Below are 18,860 nucleotides of genomic sequence, written 5' to 3' on the forward strand. Positions count from 1 at the left end.
AGGCGACTGTTGGGTTCATGCCGCCGGGTCGATTCCGGCCAGCACCTTGTCCATGACCTCTTGCCCCAGATAGCCGGTGACCCAGAGTGTGGCGTCGACCGGAAAGTGCAGATCGCCGCCACCGTTGACCGCGAGGCTCTCGCCGGTGACCCACGACGATTCCGGGCCGGCCAGGTAGCGCACGGCGGCGCCGATGTCCGCGGGTTCGCCGAGCCGGCCCAGCGCGCGTGAAAAGTAGTGATCGAGAATGTTCTGCTGCAGGAACATGTCGGTGGTGGCGTCGGTGCGGGTGGGCCCCGGACGCACGGCGTTGACGCGGATTTTGTGGCGCCCCAATTCGTTGGCGGCTGCTTTCACCAGGCCTTCGACCGCGGCCTTGGCCGTGGTGTAGATCGAGAGCCATGCCGATGGCCGTGACGCGGCTTCCGACGAAATGCAGACGATGCTGCCGCCGCCGTTGGCGGCCATCAGCGGAATGCTGTGGCGGATCGCAAGAAACGTCGGTTGAACGTTGTTGGCGATCTGCTGCATCACGCTGTGCTCGTCATGCATGATCAGCGGCGTGAGGCTGCCGATGCCGACCGTCGAGACGCAGATGTCGAACCGGCCGTTGAACTCCGCGGCCAGCGCGACCGCGTGCCTCACGTCATCGGATTGCATCGCGTCGCCGACGCTCAGCGCGATGCGCGCGCCGCCGTTCGCCGCGGGCAGCAGGCGGCTGCGCGCCTGCTCCAGTGTGTCGCGGCGGCGGCCCATGAGCACCACCGAACAGCCGTCGCGCAGCAGCGCCTCGGCGCTCGCGGAGCCGATGCCGCCGGCGCCGCCGGTGACCAGGGCGGACTTGCCAGCCAGCGGCAGCGCATGGGATTGGGCCGTCATTGTTCTCTCGCTTTCGATAAGGAAGTGGCGGCCTACAGCCACGCCGCGTAGGCGTCCGAATAGAACCGGTAGCGCTCGGCGAGCCGTGCCGGATCGAGCCCGAAAAATGCCGGCTCCACCTTGTGCTCGCCCTTGGGATGAATGCTCTGCCAGCGGCGGATGACGGCGGCGAGACCGGGGTCGTAGGGCCAGCCGAGAAAGTCGTATAGCGCCGGAATCTGCGCGGCGGGATCGGCCGCTTGGCGCTTGTGGGAGACGTCGAAGAAGCGGTGTTCGCCGATGCGCCGGCGGAACGCCATGGTGCGCTTCAGCGCAGTGAGCCAATACTCTTCCTGTGCGGGCCCCAGGTTCACCGGGTCGGAACGATCGTCCCAGGCCACGCGGCAGTGATGCATGATCGAGCACACCGACGGCAGGGTTTTCACCGCATCGCGATGCGTCATCACGTAGCGCGCATCCGGGTAGACCGTATCGATGGCGTCCATCGCGAACATGTGCATCGGCGTGCGCAGAAACCAGCGCTTCGGCGGGCAGCGCCACTGCAGCAGCTTGATCACGCGGCGGTGATAGCGGTAGGCCTGCACCATGTCGGGCTGGGCCGACATCACCCATTGCGAGTACGAGGTGGTGTTGTAGTAGGTCTCGAACGCCGTATGCGGCAGGAAAGACATGCACAGCAGCAGCGCGCACTCCTGCGGGCCGCGAACGTCGCGCGGCACCATGTTGCGCAGTTCCGGCACCATGGTTTCGAAAACGTCGGACTCCGCTTCGGCCTGGGCGATGCGCGGATCGCTGAACTCGGTGGCTTTCTCCGGCGGCGGACACGGGTGACGGCTCTCCCAGTCGCGCAGCACGCGGGTGTCGCGATCCAGCGCCATGATGAAGCCCAGCGCGGTGCTGCCGGTGCGTGGCAGGCCGATGCCGAAGACCGGCGCCACGATCTGCTCGTCGTCGATCTCGGGATGCTTCGCGTACCAGCTCTCGACCTCGAGCCGGTTGCTCAGATAGCCGATCAGCATCTCCGGCACCGACAGGCGGCCGAATTCGGTGAGGAGGGTATCGCGGTTGATCGAATCGACCAGGCGATGCAAGGGAACGAGGAAGCTCTCCTCGCCGAAATCCTTCAGTCCGGTGCGGATGCGCGCTTGGTCCAGCAATGCAACTGCTTCAATCATGTCGAATCCTCCTTCTACGTGGTCCGGATCAGAGAAAGCTGCCGCCGCCGCCGTCGACGAACAGCGAGCGGCCGGAGATGTAGTCGGATGCGGGGCTCGCCAGGAACACCACCACAGGCGCGATGTCGCGCGCCGGATCGCCGAAGCGGCGCATCGGGATGTGCGAAGCAATCTGGCGCACCTGCGCGTCGAGATCGCCGGCGCGGCCGAGATCGGCGCGCGCCGAGGGCGTCAGCGCCAGCGGCATGATGGCGTTGACGTTGATGCCGTACTGGCCCCATTCGTTGGCGGCGGACTTGGTCAGCCCGCGTACGCCTTCCTTGGCGGCGGCGTAAGTGGAATGCAGGACCACGCCCATGGTGCCGGAGGCCGAGCCGCAGTTGATGATCTTGCCGCCGCGCTGCTTCAGGTAAGGAAAGCAGGCCTGCATGGCGTTGAAGGGCCCGAACAGGTTCACCTTGAGCACGTCGAGCAGGTCGGCCTCGGTCTGCTCCTCCAGCGGCTTGGCGCGGATCAGCATCGCGCTGTTGAACAGGATGTCGACGCTGCCGAACGTGCCGGCCGCAAGCGCGATGGCGGCATCGACCTGGTCTCGCCGCGTGATGTCGCAGCGCTGCGGCAGGCAGCGTCCACCTGCGTGTTCGATGCGGTTCGCAGTGTCGGCGAGGCCGGCGTCGTTGATGTCGAGCACCACGATCGCGGCACCGGCCTGTGCAAGCGCAAGCGCGCTCGCCTGGCCGATGCCCTGGCCGCCGCCGGCGACGATGGCGGTTTTACCTTGCAGTACTTTGTCCATGCTCTCCTGCCTTGGCGTGCGTGGTTCTGGCGCTGCACATAGCTGATGAACCGTCAGCTTAAGTGGCAGCGCGAGCTCGCTTTATTGGCGACGACGTGGCCGGACTGTAGCCATTTCACTGACCAAGGTCAACGAACAAGCGAAAATGAACAATGAGCCCGCTATGAGCCCTTCTTAGGGATCAGATTAGGGATCAGACGGCCAGGGAACCGGCCAGCAGCGAGGTCAGCATGGCCAGCCGGGGACGCGTCTCGACCGGCGAGCTGGGCGCCAGCAGAAACCCCCAGAAACTCAGGCGCAGGGTATCGGCCAGCTCGTAGGTGTCGATATCGGCGCGGATCGCCCCGACCCGTTGCAGGCGCTTGACCTGCGCGATCAAGGCGATTCCGAAGGCGGTCTTGTCGGTGGTCATGCCCGCCGTGCCGCTATGGCGCACCAGCGCGAGATTGATCTCCCGCGTCAGCTCCTGATTGCCGATGATCCGATGCTCTTCCAGCACAACCGAAGTAAGCCCGGCGAGAAAGCTTGCGATGTCGGTGGTGCGGGCGAGTTCCTCGTCGATGCGCTTCGCCATTGCCGCGGAGATACGCCGCTGGCGCTCCAGCAGCACGTGATCCTTGGTCGGAAAGTGAAAGAAGAAAGTGCCCTTGGCGACGCCGGCCCGCAGGCAGATCTCACTGACTTTCGCATCCTGCACGCCCACGCGGCCAAACTCCTCCAGCGCCGCATCATAGACGCGCATAAAGGTCTCCATGCGCTGCAGATCGCGGCTGGTGGGCGCGGGGTCGGCGTTCATCGCGGGCGAAGTAAAAGGGTGATCGGGCGCTATCTTGCACGGCTTCGATCTCGGGCGCCTGGGCGGTGCCGCCGCTTGGCCAAAAAGAGGGGGATGGTGCCGATGCCGGCGGTGAACAGGACGAGCATCGAGTTCCGGCTCGAACCGCGACGGGTCGTAACCCGTCGCCGCAGGTATCGCCATGCGCTGTCTCCTCGCCGAGCCTGCGGTCCCGCTACTGCTGCTGGTCGGGGACCGTCACCATGATGCCATCCATGTCCTCGGCCAGCGGCAGCTGGCAGCTCAGCCGGCTGGTGTCGCGGCGTTCGGCCGCGGCTCCGTCGAGCAGTGCGTCCTCGTCGATCGACGGCGGCGCGAAACGCGCCGCCCATTGCTCGCCGACGTAGACGTGGCAGGTGCCGCAGGTGCAGCTGCCGCCGCACAGCGCCAGGATGCCGCGGATGAGATTGTCCTCCGCGGCCTCCTTGACCGTGCGGCCGGGTGCGATCTGCACCGCGCGCCGGCTGCCGTCGGCGAGGATGAAATTGACCGTCAGCATGCGCGTCGGCTCACTTGATCTTCATGTTGACGTTGACCGGCGAACGCTCGGTCGGCAGGCCGCCCCACAGCGGCTCGAAGTCGGGCGTGGCCAGGCGCAGCGCGGGAAAGCGCTGGACCAGCGCCAGCGTGGCGGTGCGTACCGACGGACGTGCGATGGCCTGGCCGATGCAGAAGTGGATGCCGTAGCCGAACGAGGACACGTCGGTGGGCGCGCGGCGGATGTCGAACTTGCCCGGGTCGGGATACAGCACCGGGTCGTAGTTGGCCGCGCCCAGCGACAGCGCGATGGCCATGCCCTTCCATACTTGCAGGCCTTCGAACTCGAAGTCCTGCCTGGCCCAGCGATGGCGGAAGTTGCCGAGGCAGTCGATGCGCAGCACTTCTTCGATGGCGCTGTTGATCAGCGCGGGCTCGTTGCGCAGCAGTTCCATCTGCTCGGGGTTGCGGCCGAAGCGCAGCGCCGCCAGGCCGATGGTGGCCGAGATCGTGCCGATGCCTCCGGTGAGCAGCACCATCAGCGTGGCGAACAGCTCTTCGGTGGTGATGTCGGAGGCGATGATGCTGCCGACCAGGTCGTCCTTGGGCTCGGCCTTGCGCCGCTCGATGAGGTTCTCGCAATAGGCGTACATGGCGTTGTAGGCATCCAGGTATTCCTTGGGCTTGGGATCGCCGGCCTTGAGCGTGCCGACCAGGCCCATCGAGTGCGAGTAGTGCAGGAACAGCGGCCAGTCCTGCTGCGGCACCGCCAGGAAGTGGTCCAGCAGCACGGTGACCGCGAACGGGATGGCGATGTCGGCCATCACGTCGATATCGGTGCCGCGCGCTTCGAGCTGATCCATCATCTGGTTGGCCAGCGCGTTGAGGCCGGCCTGCGCCTCGGCCACGCGGCGCGGCGTGAACGCGGGCTGCATCAGGCGGCGCAGGCGCGTGTGCTGCGGCTGGTCCACCTCGACGATGATCGGCAGGCCGTTGAAGTAGTCGATGTTGTCCAGGCCCGTTCCCGGCACCGGTACGGCGCTGAGGAACTCCTGGTTCATCAGGCCGAACTTCACATCCTTGTGGCGCGTGGCGAACGCGTGCACATGACCGTCCTGGCGGATGTAGCGCGGCGGCTGCTGCGCCCACTTGAGGAAATACTTCGAAGGGTCGGACTTGATGGCCTGGCCGTACATGTCGAAATCGAGATGTTCGAACTTGGCCGGGTCGAGCTGATTGAGATCGGGAATCACCGTGTTCTCCGCGGGATGGATGTTCTGATGTTCGGAGCGGCCGGCAGGCACTCGAAAAAGGCTGCTGGCTGCGGCTGATGGTCTATCACTTTGCACCGGGGTGAGTACACAAGCTATATCGGGAAATCCATATTTGCCGCCTGATCGTCCAGGCTGCGGATCATTGGAGCCCGCGTTCGGCGTGGTCGTCGGCCACGTCATAGATCGCCAGCGGCAGGCCTTCGATCTGCAGGTAATGTTTGCTGCGCCCGCTGGGCAGGCGATGGCTCAGCAGGATCTTCAAGCTCTGCTGTCTAAGGCGCGCGCAGACCGCTTCGACATCCTCGACCACGAACTCTAAAGCGGCGATCGGCGCATGCACCGCCGCCACCAGGCTCGCATCGGCAGCACCTTCCACGAGCTTGATGCGATGCGCGCCGACCTTGGCTCGCTTGCCCAGACCGGCCGCATCGCAATCGCTGAAACGCATGCCGAAGAAGCGTTCGAAGTCGGCTGCCGCCGCATCGAGGTCGAGCACCGTCAGGCTCACCAGGCCCAGCTTGGGCGCGGCTGCCGACTCCAGGTCCTTGAACGGCGCCAGCTGCGCCTCGTTGTCGCCGTCGGTGCAGATCATCAGCGGAATGCCGTGGAAGCTCGGGCCGAACAGGTATTCGAACTTGCCCGGAATCGGCAGCCAGCTCGGCGCGGTGACCACGTGCCCCGCGGCCACCAGCGCGTCCTTGACCTGGTCGGCGTCGTCCACCGCGAGCGCGACTTCCATCAGCGGATGCGGAATGCCGTGCAGGAAGGGCAGCTCGCGCTGCGGCTGCAGCGGCTCCAGGCCGTGCTCGCCGATGCATACACGCAGGCCGATGTCGCCCATGTCCGGCCACTTGAAAGTCAGGCCGAAGGCGCGCTCGAAGGCGGCGACGTTGCGATCGATATCGTCCGTGACATAGGCGACGCGGCACATGCGGGTTGGGCGCATCGAAGGACTCTCCGGTTACTCGGCCGGCGCGCCGGCGAGATGCCGCGCGATCAGGTAGCCGAAGGTGAGATTGAGCGAATGGTTGCAGCCGTTGGCCGGCGGACGCCCGGCCCACAGCGAGTTCATGTCGAGGCCGCAGGCATAGAGGCCGTCGATCGGCCGGCCATCGGCATCGAGCGCGCGCCCCTGGCCGTCGACGTTCAATCCCAGCGTGGTGGTCGCATCGCCGGGAAAGATTTTCACGGCGTAAAACGGCGTCTGCTCGAGCACGCCCAGCGATGGATTGGGGCGATGTGCGGGATCGCCCATCGAGAGATCGAAGGCGCTGACACCGCGGCCGAACCGCGGGTCCTTTCCCTGGGCGGCGTGGCGGTTGAACTCGGCGACGGTCGCCGTCAGCGCATCGGCCGGCATCTGCAGGCGCTGCGCGAGACCGGCCAGCGTCGGTGCCTCGATCAGGTAGCCGTCGCGCACCAGGCGCCAGAGGCCGTAGCCGCCGGGGTACACCAGGCCGAGCCCGTACTTGCGGATGAAGCGGCCGTCGCAGATCAGCCAGGCCGGCACCGAGCCGCTGGCATGCATGGCTTCGGTGAACATCAGCGAAGCCTCGTTGCCGAAGCGCAGGGCCTGCGCGTTCACCGCGATGCAGCCGGGCTTGGGCTTGTCGAGAAACAGGTGCGGGAACTTCTGCACGCTGCCGTCGCGACGCTGATGCAGCGAGATCACGTTCCAGGCCGCGTTGCTGGGATTGCACGGGTTCATCACCGCGCCCACGGCCTGCGCCATCTTCAGACCATCGCCGGTGTTGCCTTCGGGCACCAGCGACTGGTGCTGATCGGCGTAGGGAATGTGCTGCGCGCGCATGACCGGATCGGCCGAGAAGCCGCCGCTGGCCAGCACCACGCCGCGCCGCGCCTGCACGAAGCGCGAACGGCCCCGCTGGTCGATCTGCACGCCGACGACGCGGCCGTTCTCGCGCCGCAGCGCGGTGGCGGCACTGTGATTCCACAGCGTGACGCGGGCATCGAGCGCGGAACGCAGCAGGCGTCCCGCAAGCGCATTGCCCATCGTCAGGCGCGTGCCGCGCGAATAACCGCGCAGGCGGTCCATGAGGTAGCGGCCGGCGAGGCGCAGCGTATGCCGCAGCGAGCGCCAGGAGCGCGTGGCGTTCATGAGGTGATCGGCATCGCGGAAGCCCACCATCATGCCGCCCGGCGCGTTGAATTCCTGCAAGGGCGGACGCAGCTGCGCGAACCGCGGTCCGAGCTGCCGGCCGTCGAATTCCACCGGCACCAGCAGACGGCCCTGCTTTGAGGCGCCCGCGAGTTCGGGCTGATAGTCCGGCATCGCGCCGCTGAGTTCGAAGCGCAACTGCGTATGCTGCTCGAAGTAGCGCAGCATCTCGGGACTGTGCCGCAGGAAGCGCTCCAGCAGCGTTTCGTTCAAGGCCTCGCCGACCACCTGTCGCACGTAGCGGGCGGCCGCTTCCGCGCTGTCGGCAATGCCGGCCCGCTGCATCAGATGATTGCCGGGTACCCAGCAGCCGCCGCCCGACCAAGCGGTGGCTCCGCCGAAGACCGCGGTCTTCTCCACCAGCAGCACCTGCAGGCCCGATAGCGCGGCGACGATCGCCGCCGCCATGCCCGCGCTGCCGGAACCGACCACGACGACGTCGAAGCCGAGGCCGACATCGACGCCATCGTCCGCAGCTCGCGGCGGACTGCTCATGTGACCCCGTGGGTCGTGTTCGAGCCGCAGGCCAGCGTTCACGCGCGCATGAAAAAGCCGCCATCGACCTGCAGGGTCATGCCGGTCAGGAAGTCGGAATCGCGGCTGGCCAGGAAGACCGCGACGGGGGCGAGGTCGGTTTCGGGGTTGCCGAAGCGGCGCAGCGGAACCTGGGCGATGGTGCCGTCGAAGCTGGTCGGCGCGGTCTCGTAGGATTCCCTGAGCGCGTCGGTGAGCATGATCGGGTTGATCACGTTGACGTTGATGCCCAGCGGTCCCCATTCGCGCGCCGCGGTGCGCGACAGCGAGCGCACGGCTTCCTTGGTCATGTTGTAGGCCATGCCGCCTTCGAGATTGATCTGCGCCATCGGCGAGCCGAAGTTGATGACCTTGCCGCGGCTCTTGCTCAGGTGCGGAAACGCGGCCTTCATGCCCCACAGCGTCGACATGAAGCCCGAGCGGTAGGTGAACTCCAGCACTTCCTCGTCGAAATCCTGGATCGCCACGAACACCGGCGCATTGGTGGTTTCGCCTTCCTTGCCGAAGCCCTGGGCGTTGTTGACCAGGACGTCGATGCCGCCGAAAGTCTGCGCGGCCTTCTCGATCATCGCGTAGACCTGTGTCCGCTGCGACACGTCGCAGGTGAGGCCCAGCGCGGTGCCGCCCGCGGCCTTGATTTCGCCCACCACCGTGTCGACCGTCGCGGTGGTGCGTGAAGCCACCGCCACCTTCGCGCCTTCTGCGGCGTAGGCCAGCGCGATGGCGCGGCCGATGCCGCGGCCTGCGCCCGTGACCACGGCCACTTTTCCGTCCAGCTTGCCCATGTGCGTTGCTCCGTTCGCGTTACAGCTCAAAAAATTCCCTCTCCGGATACTGGCGAGAGGGAATGGAGGAGATCAGTAATACGTTTCCATGTTGCCGCCATCGACCACCAGGTATTGCCCGGTGATGTAGCCGGCACTCTGCGAGCACAGGAAAGCGGCGAGATGGCCCACTTCCTCGGGCCGGCCGAAACGGTTCAGCGGAATGCGCTTGAGCAGCCTGGCCATGAACTCGTCGTAGCTCTGGCCGGCGTTGTCGGCGCAGTACTGGAACCAGGCCTGGTAGTTCTCGCCGGTTTCGACGAAGCCCGGCGGAATGGTGTTGACGGTGATGCCGAACGGCCCGAGCGCATCGGCCATGCTGCGCGACAGGCCGAGTGCCGCCGGACGGTTGGTGTTGGCGAGCACGTAGTCGAAGCCGGCCGTGGAACTGCGCACCGGCCATTTGCCGCAGCCCGAGCCGATGGTGATGATGCGGCCCCAGCGCTTCTGCTTCATGCCCGGCGACACCGCGCGCACGAAATGCGCGAAGCCCTTCACCACGTAGGCGTAGGAGCGGTCGAAGTCCTCGTCGGTGAACTGTTCGAACGGGCCCGGCGGCGGCGCCACCGGCGAATAGATCGCGATGTCGGGCGTGGTGCCGAAGGCGGCGACGGTCTGTTCGACGACATGGTCGTGCATGTCCAGCGAAGTGAGGTCGCCCGATACCGCGACCGCTACGCCACCTTCGGCGCGGATCGCCGCGACGGTTTCGTCGAGCTGCTCCTGGCCGCGCGCCACCACCACCACTTTCACGCCGTTGCGGCCGAGTTCATCCGAAATGGAACGGCCGATACCATGCGAGCCGCCGGTGACGATCGCCACCTTTCCTGCAATGCCAAGATCCATGCTGCTGTCTCCGCTGTGCCGGCCGCCGCGGCCGAACCGATGAGGTTTAAAACTGACGAATAGTCAGTCAATTGGGCGAGCGAGCGTGTGTGGTGCGCGTGCTCAGGCAGTAGGCAGCTCGCCTTTCAGATAGCGGCTGGTCTGCTGGAAGATCATCTTCATCGCCAGCGGATCTTCCGCGTAGGGTTTGCCGCCGGTGTCGTTGCGGATCGCCTGCTGGTCGAAGGCGCGCTGCACCGCCGGACGCTCGCGGATCGCGCTCCACCAGCGCCAGAAGTTGGGAAACAGCTGGTCGATCTGCGGGCTGAAGCGCTCGTAGCTCATCGTCGAGGCGAAGCTGATGATGTCGGCGATGCTGTACTGGTCCTGCGCGATGAACTCGCGCCCTTCGAGCCGCGTGTCCAGCACGCCGAACAGGCGATCCAGCTCGCGCCGCGCCTTTTCGGTGGGATAAGGCATAGGCTCGGGCGCGTACATCGTGTAGTGCGCGAACTGTCCCCAGTGCGGGCCGAAGCCGGCCATCTGCCAGAACGTCCATTGCAGCACTTCGCTGCGCGCGCGCGGCTCGCTCACCGGCGGGATGAAGCGCTGCAGCTTGTCGGCGAGGTACACCAGGATCGCGCCCGACTCGAACACCGCCAGCGGCTCGCCGCCGTCGGCCGGTGCGTGATCGACCAGCAGCGGCACTTTGTTGTTGGGGCTGATCTTGAGAAACTCCGGCCGGAACTGCTCGCCGCGGCGGATATCCACCGGCAGGATGCGATGTTCCAGCCCCAGCTCTTCGAGCAGCACCAGCACCTTGTAGACGTTGGGCGTGGCGCCGAACTGCGTGCAGTAGACGTCGAACATGGTCGGCCTCCCGTCAGCCGTGGAAGTGGCTGCCGCCGTTGGCGTGCCAGACCTGTCCATGGATGTAGCTGGAATCGTCGGAGAGCAGGAAGCTGATGGTGCTGGCCAGATCGTCGGGACGGCCGAAGCGGCGCACCGTGGTCATCATCAGCCACTTCTGCTTGAAGTCGGCCGGCATCTGTTCGATCGCGGTTTCGCTGAGCACGATGCCCGGCGCCACGCTGTTGCAGCGCACGCCTTCGGGGCCGAAGCGCAGCGCGATGTGGCGCGTCAGCGCAGTGACCGCGGCCTTGGATGCGGCGTAGGCGGGACGCGTGTCCTCGCCGGCGTTGGCGGCCTCGGAAGCCACGTTGACGATGGCGCCGCCCTTGCCCTGCCTGGTGAACTCGCGGATCGCGGCCTGGCAGCTCAGCGCGAAGCCGATCACGTTGACGCGGAAGACGCGCTCCCAGATCGCCACCGACATGTTGAGCACGTCGGCATCGCCGCCCATGGTCTGCGGCGACAGGTCCGCGGCGACGTTGGCCAGCCCGTCGATGCCGCCGAAGCTCGACACTGCCGAGTCGATCAGCGCCTGGATGGAAGCCGCTTCAGCCATGTCGAACAGCACGGCCTTGGCTTCGCCGCCGGCCTTGGAAATGCGCTCGACCGTGGCCTTGGCGCCTTCGATGTTGATGTCGCCCACGATTACGCGCGCGCCTTCTCCGGCAAGGCGTTCCGCGGTGGCGGCACCGATGCCGGAGGCGGCGCCCGCAAGCACGATCCTTTTGCCAGTGAGACCTTTCATCGACTCATTCTCCTGCACGACGGCCTGTTGGCTCTCCCGGGTCGGCCTCGATGGTCCGGGGAGTCGTGCGCCGCCGGGCGGTCGCACTTATGGTGTTGTCTCAACTACTGACGGAATGTTAGCTTTTGATCCGGTGCAATGGCAAGCGCCATTACGCCTGTCGCCGTTGCCGATTCGATGCCGATGTCTTCGACGCGCGGTCGAAGCCCGCGCTTGGCTATGGCTGGAAAATAAGTGATATCATGTCAGTTATGAGATGCGGGACGAGGAACCCGCGCCGCTGTTGGTGATGATCCACCGGCGATCCATGGGGCAGCACGAGACGATATGAGCGCGACACTCTGTCCGGAAAACGACTACCAGGCCTTTCTCAGGCAGGGCCGTTTCATGATCCAGCGCAGCGCGTCCAGCGGGCGCCACGTGTTCTACCCGCGAGCGATCGCGCCGGGCAGCGGCGCCGAGGACCTCGAATGGGTCGAGGCCAGCGGACGCGGCGTGGTGTATTCGACGACGGTGGTGCGTGCCAGGCCGCCGACGCCTTCGCACAACGTGGCGCTCGTGGAACTTGAAGAAGGGCCGCGTCTGATGACGCGCGTCGAAGGCATCGATCCCGGTGAGGTTCGCATCGACATGCCGGTGAAAGTGCGCATCGTGCAGGAGGCCGATTTCGCCTACGTGGTATTCGACCGGGCGTGAAGCGCCGCGCCATTCTTACCCGGTACGGCGCCGCGGCATCGCGCGCCGCACTAGCCATATTCGAACAGGAAACAGCATGAACAACCCGATGTCGCTGGAAGGGCGCACGATCGTCGTGACGGGTGCGGGGCAGGGCATCGGCCTTGCGATCAGCACGCTGGTGATCGAACTCGGTGGCAATGCCGTCGGTGTCGATCTCAACGCGGAGGCATTGGAGTCGGCCAAGACCGCGCTGCCGCCGGGTCGCTTCCTGCCGGTGAACGGCAGCGTCGCCGACCCCGCGGTTGCGGAGCAGGCCGTGAGCCAGGCCGTCGCCACCTACGGCGCCGTGCACGGCCTGGTCAACAACGCCGGCATCGGCCGCCCCGCACTGATCGAGAAGATGTCGGTGGCCAACTTCCAGCTGGTGATGGACGTGCACGTCAACGGCTCGTTCCATTTCACCCAGGCTGTGGGCCGCCACATGCTCGAGCGCGCCAAGGCCGGCGACAAGGATCCCGGCAGCTTCGTGTTCATCTCCTCGGATGCGGGCCGCCGCGGCAGCCTGGGCCAGATCAACTATGCCGCCGCCAAGTCGGCGATGTTCGGCATGACCATGACCGTGGCGCGCGAATGGGCCAAACACAACATCCGCGCCAACGCGGTGTGTTTCGGCGTGGTCGAGACCGCGATGACCGAGACCGTGCGCACCGACGAGCGCTTCAAGGACAGCTATCTCGCGCAGATTCCGCTGGGCCGCTGGGCTTCGCCCGAAGAAGTCTCGGTGCCGGTGTGCTTCCTGCTGTCGCCGGGCGCCTCGTACGTGACGGGCCAGGTGCTGTCGGTCAACGGCGGCTACACGATCAGCCTCTGATGAAGCGTCGTTCGACTTCCGCATCGGTCCGCAGTGCGCGCAATGGATGACATCTCCGCGATGCTGCGCGACAGCGCGGCGGACTTCCTCGAAGGCCGCCACGACCTGTCGCGGCTCAAGGGCAGCATCGGCCAGCCGCAGCCCGTGGATCGCGCGCTGTGGCGCGAGATGGGCGAGCTCGGCTGGCTGGGTTTGGAGCTGCCCGAATCGCTGGGCGGCAGCGGCATGGGCCTGCGCGAATCCACGGTGCTGGCGGAGCAGTTCGGCCGCAGCGCGTTCGCCGCGCCCTATGTCGCGGCCTCGCTGATGCCGGCCGTGCTGCTGTCGTTCGCGGGCACGCCGGGCGCGAGCGAACTCGCGGCCGCGCTGCAGGGCGGCGACAAGCTGCTCACGCTGGCCTGGCAGGAGAAGCGCGACCAGCTCGACGCCGATGCGCCACTCGCACGCCTGCAGGACGGCCGCGTGAGCGGCTGCAAGGTATTCGTTCCCGCGGTGGAAGACGACGGCGTTCTGCTGGTCAGCGTGCGCGACGGTTCGGGCCTCGCGGTGGTCGCTGTGGCTGCCGATGCATCCGGCGTCACGCGCGAGGATTTCGCGGCTGGCCTGGGAGCGGTCAGCACGCTGCATTTCGACAAGACCCCGATCCTGTTCGGCGCGTCGCTGCTGTCGGGCAACACGGCCCAGATGGCGCTGCAGCGCACGCTCGACGCCGGCCGCGTGGCACTGTCCGCGCAGCTCGAAGGCCTGGGCAGCGGCATGCTGGCCCGCACGCTCGACTACGTGAAAGGCCGCGTGCAGTTCGGGCGCGCCATCGGCTCGTTCCAGGTCATCCATCATCGTTGCGTCGATCTGTACATCGCCGCGCAGCTCGCGGGTGCCAGCTGGCGCAATGCGCTGCGCGCTTACGAGGGCGGCGAAGATGCCGGCGCCGCGATCAGCGCCGCCAAGGCGCGCTGCGCCGACACCGCGCAGCGCATCGGCCGCGAGGCCATCCAGATGCACGGCGCCATGGGTTTCACCGAGGAAGCCGACATCGGCCTGTACCTGCGCGCAGGGCTGCAGGCCTACGCCTGGCTCGGCACGCCGCTGCAGCATCGCCGGCGCTTCATGGCCATCGAGGCGGAGGCCGAGCATGTCTGAGCCAGCCCATCCCGATCGGCTGTCCGACGAGCAGTTCCGCGAGCGCTTCCGCGCCTGGCTGGCGGCGAACTATCCGGCCGAACTCAAGCAGGATTCGCATCGTCCGTTCCGCCGCCTGCGCGGCGATGCCGCGGTAGCCTGGCTGCGACGGGTACGACAAGCCGGCTGGCGCGCGCCCGCATGGCCGCGCGAGTACGGCGGCATGGGTCTGAGCTTTCGCAAGCAGCTCATCTATCACGAGGAGCTGGAACATGCCGGCGTCGCGCGCATCATCGATCTCGGCGAAACGCAGCTCGGCCCGACGCTGATCCAGTGCGGCAGCGAGGCGCAGAAAGCGCACTACCTGCCGCGCATCCTGTCCTGCGAGGACGTCTGGTGCCAGGGCTATTCCGAGCCCGGCGCGGGGTCCGATCTCGCGAGCCTGCGCACGAGCGCGGTGCGTGAAGGCGAGGCCTTCATCGTCAACGGCCAGAAGATCTGGACCACGCACGCCACCGACTCCACGCACATCTTCACACTGGTGCGCACCGGCAAGTTCGCGAAGAAGCAGCAGGGCATCAGCTTTCTGCTGATCGACCTCGCTACACCCGGCATCACCGTGCGGCCGATCGTGAACCTTGCAGGTGAAGACGAGTTCTGCGAAGTGTTCTTCGACAATGTGCGTGTGCCGGCCGCGCAGCTGGTGGGCGAACTCGACCAGGGCTGGACCGTGGCCAAGGCGCTGCTCGGCTACGAGCGAATCTGGATCGGCAGCCCGGCGCTCGCCGGCAAGGCTCTGGAATTGGCCCGCACGCTGGTCGAAGAACTCGCGCTGACGAACGATGCCGGTGTAATGGATCGCCTGGCGCAACTCGCGGCCGACCTGCACGACTATCGCCTGCTGTATGCGGAAATCTGCGACAGCATCGCCGACGGCGGCAAGCCCGGGCCGGACGTGTCGATGCTCAAGGTCTACGCCTCCGAGCTGCTGCACCGCCTGACCGAGTTCAACCAGGAAGTGGCGGCCGAGAGCGGCGGCATCGTCGGCGACGCGCGCATCGGCGGCGCGCTCACCGACCTGCACTGGCAGTTCATGATGGCGCGGCCGGTGACGATCTTCGCCGGCGCCAACGAAATCCAGCGCGACATCCTCGCCAAGACCGTGCTCGGCCTGCCCGCCGAAGCCTCGGCCAGAAACTAGATCAAGAACTAGAACGGAGAGCATCGAAATGTTTTCACCCGGAGCCCTTGACGGCGTACGCGTCCTCGACATGACGCGTGTGATCGCGGGGCCGTACTCGGGCCAGATCCTCGGCGATCTCGGTGCCGAGGTGATCAAGATCGAGCGCCAGGGCGAGGGTGACGATTGCCGCCGCGTCGGCCCGCCGTGGATGAAGGACGAGCACGGCAACGACACCGGCGAGTCGACCTACGCGCAGTCGGTGAACCGCAACAAGCGCTCGATCACGGTCGACTACGCGCAGCCAGAAGGCGCGCAGCTGCTGCGTGAACTCGTGCTCAAGGCCGACGTGCTGATCGAGAACTATCGCCCGCACACGCTCGACAAGTACGGCCTCGGCTACGAGGACCTCAAGAAGATCAATCCCAGGCTGATCTACTGCTCGATCAGCGGCTTCGGCCAGACCGGCCCGTATTCGACGCGCTCCGGCTACGACTACCTGGTGCAGGCCATGGCCGGCGTGATGTCGGTGACCGGTCCGCGCGACGGCGAGCCCGGTGCCGGCCCGATGCGCGTGGGCGTGCCGATCTCCGACATCTGCGCCGGCCTGTATGCGGCCATCGGCGTTCTCGCCGCGCTCAATCGTCGCCATGTCAGCGGCGTGGGCCAGCACATCGACGTTTCGCTGTTCGAAGCGCAGCTGGGCGCGATGCTCAACACCTTCTCGGCCTGGTTCAATGCCGGCACGCAGCTGGGCCGCACCGGCAACGATCATCCCAGCGCGGCGCCCTACGGTGTCTACGAGGTCGAGGACGGCTACATCCTCATCGCCACCTTCAACGACCGCGAGTTCGTGCGCCTGGCCAGATTGCTCGGCCATCCGGAGTGGGCTGAGGATGCGCGCTTCGCCAAGAACGGTGCGCGCGTGGCCAATCGCCCGCTGCTCAAGAGCCTGGTCGCCGAGGCGCTGCGCGGCAAGACCAAGGCCGAGTGGGTGCATCTGCTCAACGAGGGCACGGTGTCCTGCGGGCCGATCAACGACATGGCCGCCGTCGAGCAGGACCCGCAGGTGCAGGCGCGCGGTGTGGTGGTGGAGCTGCAGCATCCGGTGATGGGCAAGGTGAAGACCACCGCGAGCCCGATGCGCTTCTCCGAGTCGCCCGTGACCTACCGCATCGCGCCGCCGCTGACCGGCGAGCACACGGCCGAAGTGCTCGAAGAATGGCTGGGCCTGGGCGCCGAGCGTCTCGCGCAGCTGCGCGCGGCGAACGTGATCTGATGAGCACCGCCTTCCACTATCCGGCCTTCGAAATCCCGCGTGAGCTCGACGGCCTGCGCCGCGAGGTCCGTGCCTTTTTGGCCGAGGCTTCGCAGGGCTGGAGCGGCTGGGACATCGGTCACTCGTGGACGGGCTTCGATCGCGCTTTCAGCCGCGAAGTCGGCCGGCGCGGCTGGATCGGCATGACCTGGCCCAGGGCCTATGGCGGTCACGAGCGCTCGGCGCTGGAGCGCTACGTCGTGGTCGAGGAAATGCTCGCAGCAGGAGCGCCCGTGGGCGCGCACTGGGTCGGCGATCGCCAGAGCGGCCCACTGATGCTGCGCATCGGCAGCGAGGCGCAGAAGCAGCGCTTCCTGCCGAAGATCGCTTCGGGCGAGGCCGCGTTTTGCATCGGCCTGTCGGAGCCGGGTTCGGGGTCGGATCTGGCCTCGCTGCGCTCGCGCGCCACGCGCGTCGACGGCGGCTGGAAGCTCAACGGCCGCAAGATCTGGACGACTTACGCCAGCGACTGCGATTTCATGATCGGCCTGTTCCGCTCGCAGGGCACCGCCGAAGTCGACAAGCACAAGGGCCTGTCGCAGTACCTGATCGACCTGCAGTCCTCGGGCCTGGAAATCCGGCCGATCGTCGATCTTACCGGCGAGGCGCATTTCAACGAGATCGTGTTCGACGACGTGTTCGTGCCCGACGAGTCGCTGGTGGGCCGCGAGAACGAGGGCTGGGCGCAGGCCAACGCCGAGCTCGCCTTCGAGCGCAGCGGGCCCGATCGCTACATGAGCTCGTTCCCGCTGCTGCCGCTGAGCATCGATGCCGTGCACGCGGCCGGCACGGCGGATCGCCTGTCGGCGCGCCGCATCGGCGAGGCGCTGGCCGACGTGGTCACGCTGCGCGAGATGTCGCTGTCGATTCTCGGCCAGCTCGCGGCCGGCCACATGCCTGCGCAGGAAGCTGCGCTGACCAAGGACCTGGGCACGAGTTTCGAACAGCGCCTGCCCGAACTGGTGCGCGAGATCACCGACAACGCGCCGGTGATCACCGAGGGCGATACGCTCTCCGAAATGCAGGCCTACCTGGTGCAGAGCGTGCCGAGCTATTCGCTGCGCGGCGGCACGCGTGAAATCATGCGCGGCATCATCGCGCGTGGGCTGGGGCTGCGATGAGCCGCGACAACGACGACATCGCCGGCCCGCTGGGCGACCAGCTCGCAAGGCTGTTCGCCAAGACCGTCACGCGCGAGGCGCTGGTGGCCGCCGAGCACAACGTGTTCGACGCGGCGCTGTGGAACGAGATCAGCGAGATCGGCGCGGCCTTGGCGCTGGCCGCGGAATCGGTCGGCGGCGCCGGCCTTGCCTGGGCGCAGGCCGATGGCCTGCTGCAGCTGCTGGGCTCGCAGCTGCCGCCGGTGCCGCTGGGCGAAACCATGCTCGCGGCCTGGGTGCTGGGCCTGGCCGGCATCGAAGCGCCGGCCGCGCCGCTCGCGGTCGCCGGCGCTCTGCTGCAGATCGACGGCGATGGATGCGTGAGCGGCGACGACGCGCTGGTTTCCTGGGCGCCGCAGGCCCAGGTGATCGTCGCCGTCGCGCAGGGCGCCGGCGCGCGGCAACTGGTGCTGCTCTCGACTCTCGACGCCGAACTTACGCCGCAGCGCACGCTCGACCGCCTGCCCGCCGCGCGTGCGCGCTTCCGCGGAGCGCGGCCCTTGCAAGCCGTCGCGGCGCCCGCGGTGCTCGGCGAAACCGGCCTGCTCGCGCCGCTGGCCGTGCTGCGCGCGCTGCAACTGGCCGGCAGCCTTTCGCAGGTACTCGCGCTGTGCATCGACTACGCGAACACGCGCAGCCAATTCGGCAAGACCATCGGCAAGTTCCAGGCGATCCAGCACCAGATCGCGGAACTGGCCGAACTCAGCGCCGCGGCGCAAGTCGCTGCCGGCTATGCGGCACGGCAGCTCGACGGCGGCGATGCCGCTGCGGCCGAGCGCGGCGCCGCGGTCGCGAAGATCCGCGCCGCCGCATCGGCCACGCGCGGCGCGGCCATCGCGCACCAGGTATTCGGCGCCATCGGCACCACCGACGAACACCTGCTGCATTACCACACACGCCGGCTCTGGCAGTGGCGCGACGAGGCCGGCAGCGACGGCTGGTGGGCCGAGCGTCTGGGCCGCCAGGCGCTGGCCGCAGGCGCCGCCGCGCTGTGGACCGGCATCACCGCGAGCGCGCCGTGAAGCTCGCCAATCCCAACGCGACTGCCGATCGCAGCCGCCATCCAATACCAGCATCAA

The 18,860-nt window shown here is 67.1% G+C and carries 19 protein-coding genes; 7 read left to right on the plus strand and 12 right to left on the minus strand.

The genetic code is table 11. The features are described 5' to 3' along the window. Positions 1-15: 15 nt before the first annotated feature. The 12 genes from JWQ90_RS19440 to JWQ90_RS19495 form a co-directional block, all read right to left on the minus strand. Entirely contained in the window at positions 16-879 is an 864-nt protein-coding gene (locus JWQ90_RS19440) for an SDR family oxidoreductase (RefSeq protein WP_299696675.1), read from the minus strand. A 32-nt stretch (positions 880-911) separates the two neighbouring features. Then, positions 912-2,054, minus strand: a complete 1,143-nt coding sequence (locus JWQ90_RS19445) for a sulfotransferase (protein WP_299696676.1) — start codon at positions 2,052-2,054, stop codon at positions 912-914. A gap of 28 nt (positions 2,055-2,082) precedes the next feature. Further along, entirely contained in the window at positions 2,083-2,850 is a 768-nt protein-coding gene (locus JWQ90_RS19450; protein ID WP_299696677.1) for an SDR family oxidoreductase, read from the minus strand. A gap of 193 nt (positions 2,851-3,043) precedes the next feature. After that, a complete protein-coding gene (locus JWQ90_RS19455) occupies positions 3,044-3,829 on the minus strand; it encodes a TetR/AcrR family transcriptional regulator (RefSeq protein WP_299696678.1) in 786 nt (261 codons plus the stop codon). 31 nt (positions 3,830-3,860) lie between these two features. Beyond that, positions 3,861-4,184 carry a 2Fe-2S iron-sulfur cluster-binding protein gene (locus tag JWQ90_RS19460; RefSeq protein ID WP_299696679.1) on the minus strand — a complete coding sequence of 108 codons (324 nt, stop codon included), beginning with the start codon at positions 4,182-4,184 and terminating at the stop codon, positions 3,861-3,863. A 10-nt stretch (positions 4,185-4,194) separates the two neighbouring features. Further along, positions 4,195-5,466, minus strand: a complete 1,272-nt coding sequence (locus tag JWQ90_RS19465; protein ID WP_299696680.1) for a cytochrome P450 — start codon at positions 5,464-5,466, stop codon at positions 4,195-4,197. Positions 5,467-5,575: 109 nt separating this feature from the next. After that, the gene (locus JWQ90_RS19470) at positions 5,576-6,382 is read right to left on the minus strand and encodes a hypothetical protein (protein WP_299696681.1); all 807 of its coding nucleotides are present in this window, start codon (positions 6,380-6,382) and stop codon (positions 5,576-5,578) included. A gap of 15 nt (positions 6,383-6,397) precedes the next feature. Continuing rightward, on the minus strand, positions 6,398-8,110 hold the full coding sequence (locus JWQ90_RS19475; RefSeq protein WP_299696682.1) for an FAD-dependent oxidoreductase: 1,713 nt from the start codon (positions 8,108-8,110) through the stop codon (positions 6,398-6,400). A gap of 38 nt (positions 8,111-8,148) precedes the next feature. Beyond that, on the minus strand, positions 8,149-8,934 hold the full coding sequence (locus JWQ90_RS19480; RefSeq protein ID WP_299696683.1) for an SDR family oxidoreductase: 786 nt from the start codon (positions 8,932-8,934) through the stop codon (positions 8,149-8,151). A 72-nt stretch (positions 8,935-9,006) separates the two neighbouring features. Next, on the minus strand, positions 9,007-9,819 hold the full coding sequence (locus tag JWQ90_RS19485; RefSeq protein ID WP_299696684.1) for an SDR family oxidoreductase: 813 nt from the start codon (positions 9,817-9,819) through the stop codon (positions 9,007-9,009). 102 nt (positions 9,820-9,921) lie between these two features. Next, positions 9,922-10,668 (minus strand): glutathione binding-like protein, encoded by a 747-nt coding sequence (locus tag JWQ90_RS19490; protein WP_299696685.1) that lies wholly within the window; start codon positions 10,666-10,668, stop codon positions 9,922-9,924. Positions 10,669-10,681: 13 nt separating this feature from the next. Next, complete coding sequence (locus JWQ90_RS19495) at positions 10,682-11,455, minus strand: SDR family NAD(P)-dependent oxidoreductase (protein ID WP_299696686.1); 774 nt, start codon at positions 11,453-11,455, stop codon at positions 10,682-10,684. A 327-nt stretch (positions 11,456-11,782) separates the two neighbouring features. On the opposite strand from JWQ90_RS19495, the gene JWQ90_RS19500 reads away from it, so the two are divergent. The 7 genes from JWQ90_RS19500 to JWQ90_RS19530 all read left to right on the plus strand — a co-directional run bounded on the left by JWQ90_RS19500 (position 11,783) and on the right by JWQ90_RS19530 (position 18,803). Then, positions 11,783-12,151, plus strand: a complete 369-nt coding sequence (locus JWQ90_RS19500) for an OB-fold domain-containing protein (RefSeq protein ID WP_299696687.1) — start codon at positions 11,783-11,785, stop codon at positions 12,149-12,151. 76 nt (positions 12,152-12,227) lie between these two features. Further along, entirely contained in the window at positions 12,228-13,004 is a 777-nt protein-coding gene (locus JWQ90_RS19505) for an SDR family NAD(P)-dependent oxidoreductase (RefSeq protein ID WP_299696688.1), read from the plus strand. A gap of 42 nt (positions 13,005-13,046) precedes the next feature. Then, complete coding sequence (locus JWQ90_RS19510) at positions 13,047-14,144, plus strand: acyl-CoA dehydrogenase family protein (protein WP_299696689.1); 1,098 nt, start codon at positions 13,047-13,049, stop codon at positions 14,142-14,144. After that, a complete protein-coding gene (locus tag JWQ90_RS19515; protein WP_299696690.1) occupies positions 14,137-15,324 on the plus strand; it encodes an acyl-CoA dehydrogenase family protein in 1,188 nt (395 codons plus the stop codon). Before JWQ90_RS19510 ends, JWQ90_RS19515 begins: the two co-directional genes overlap by 8 nt. Positions 15,325-15,352: 28 nt before the next feature. Then, on the plus strand, positions 15,353-16,582 hold the full coding sequence (locus tag JWQ90_RS19520; protein WP_299696691.1) for a CaiB/BaiF CoA-transferase family protein: 1,230 nt from the start codon (positions 15,353-15,355) through the stop codon (positions 16,580-16,582). After that, positions 16,582-17,742, plus strand: a complete 1,161-nt coding sequence (locus JWQ90_RS19525) for an acyl-CoA dehydrogenase family protein (protein ID WP_299696692.1) — start codon at positions 16,582-16,584, stop codon at positions 17,740-17,742. The genes JWQ90_RS19520 and JWQ90_RS19525 overlap by 1 nt, the downstream gene beginning before the upstream one ends. Then, complete coding sequence (locus tag JWQ90_RS19530; RefSeq protein WP_299696693.1) at positions 17,739-18,803, plus strand: acyl-CoA dehydrogenase family protein; 1,065 nt, start codon at positions 17,739-17,741, stop codon at positions 18,801-18,803. Before JWQ90_RS19525 ends, JWQ90_RS19530 begins: the two co-directional genes overlap by 4 nt. Positions 18,804-18,860: the final 57 nt, after the last annotated feature.

The organism is Hydrocarboniphaga sp., from assembly GCF_028291725.1.
Lineage (GTDB): Bacteria > Pseudomonadota > Gammaproteobacteria > Nevskiales > Nevskiaceae > Hydrocarboniphaga.

Excerpts from the sequence above, each read along its gene's own strand:
- JWQ90_RS19515 (WP_299696690.1), top strand. The coding sequence starts at position 14,137 with ATGTCTGAGCCAGCCCATCCCGATCGGCTGTCCGACGAGCAGTTCCGC.
- JWQ90_RS19490 (WP_299696685.1), bottom strand. The coding sequence starts at position 10,668 with ATGTTCGACGTCTACTGCACGCAGTTCGGCGCCACGCCCAACGTCTAC.
- JWQ90_RS19460 (WP_299696679.1), bottom strand. The coding sequence starts at position 4,184 with ATGCTGACGGTCAATTTCATCCTCGCCGACGGCAGCCGGCGCGCGGTG.
- JWQ90_RS19475 (WP_299696682.1), bottom strand. The coding sequence starts at position 8,110 with ATGAGCAGTCCGCCGCGAGCTGCGGACGATGGCGTCGATGTCGGCCTC.
- JWQ90_RS19470 (WP_299696681.1), bottom strand. The coding sequence starts at position 6,382 with ATGCGCCCAACCCGCATGTGCCGCGTCGCCTATGTCACGGACGATATC.
- JWQ90_RS19530 (WP_299696693.1), top strand. The coding sequence starts at position 17,739 with ATGAGCCGCGACAACGACGACATCGCCGGCCCGCTGGGCGACCAGCTC.
- JWQ90_RS19440 (WP_299696675.1), bottom strand. The coding sequence starts at position 879 with ATGACGGCCCAATCCCATGCGCTGCCGCTGGCTGGCAAGTCCGCCCTG.
- JWQ90_RS19485 (WP_299696684.1), bottom strand. The coding sequence starts at position 9,819 with ATGGATCTTGGCATTGCAGGAAAGGTGGCGATCGTCACCGGCGGCTCG.
- JWQ90_RS19505 (WP_299696688.1), top strand. The coding sequence starts at position 12,228 with ATGAACAACCCGATGTCGCTGGAAGGGCGCACGATCGTCGTGACGGGT.
- JWQ90_RS19520 (WP_299696691.1), top strand. The coding sequence starts at position 15,353 with ATGTTTTCACCCGGAGCCCTTGACGGCGTACGCGTCCTCGACATGACG.
- JWQ90_RS19525 (WP_299696692.1), top strand. The coding sequence starts at position 16,582 with ATGAGCACCGCCTTCCACTATCCGGCCTTCGAAATCCCGCGTGAGCTC.
- JWQ90_RS19455 (WP_299696678.1), bottom strand. The coding sequence starts at position 3,829 with ATGGCGATACCTGCGGCGACGGGTTACGACCCGTCGCGGTTCGAGCCG.
- JWQ90_RS19450 (WP_299696677.1), bottom strand. The coding sequence starts at position 2,850 with ATGGACAAAGTACTGCAAGGTAAAACCGCCATCGTCGCCGGCGGCGGC.
- JWQ90_RS19480 (WP_299696683.1), bottom strand. The coding sequence starts at position 8,934 with ATGGGCAAGCTGGACGGAAAAGTGGCCGTGGTCACGGGCGCAGGCCGC.
- JWQ90_RS19510 (WP_299696689.1), top strand. The coding sequence starts at position 13,047 with ATGGATGACATCTCCGCGATGCTGCGCGACAGCGCGGCGGACTTCCTC.
- JWQ90_RS19500 (WP_299696687.1), top strand. The coding sequence starts at position 11,783 with ATGAGCGCGACACTCTGTCCGGAAAACGACTACCAGGCCTTTCTCAGG.
- JWQ90_RS19495 (WP_299696686.1), bottom strand. The coding sequence starts at position 11,455 with ATGAAAGGTCTCACTGGCAAAAGGATCGTGCTTGCGGGCGCCGCCTCC.
- JWQ90_RS19445 (WP_299696676.1), bottom strand. The coding sequence starts at position 2,054 with ATGATTGAAGCAGTTGCATTGCTGGACCAAGCGCGCATCCGCACCGGA.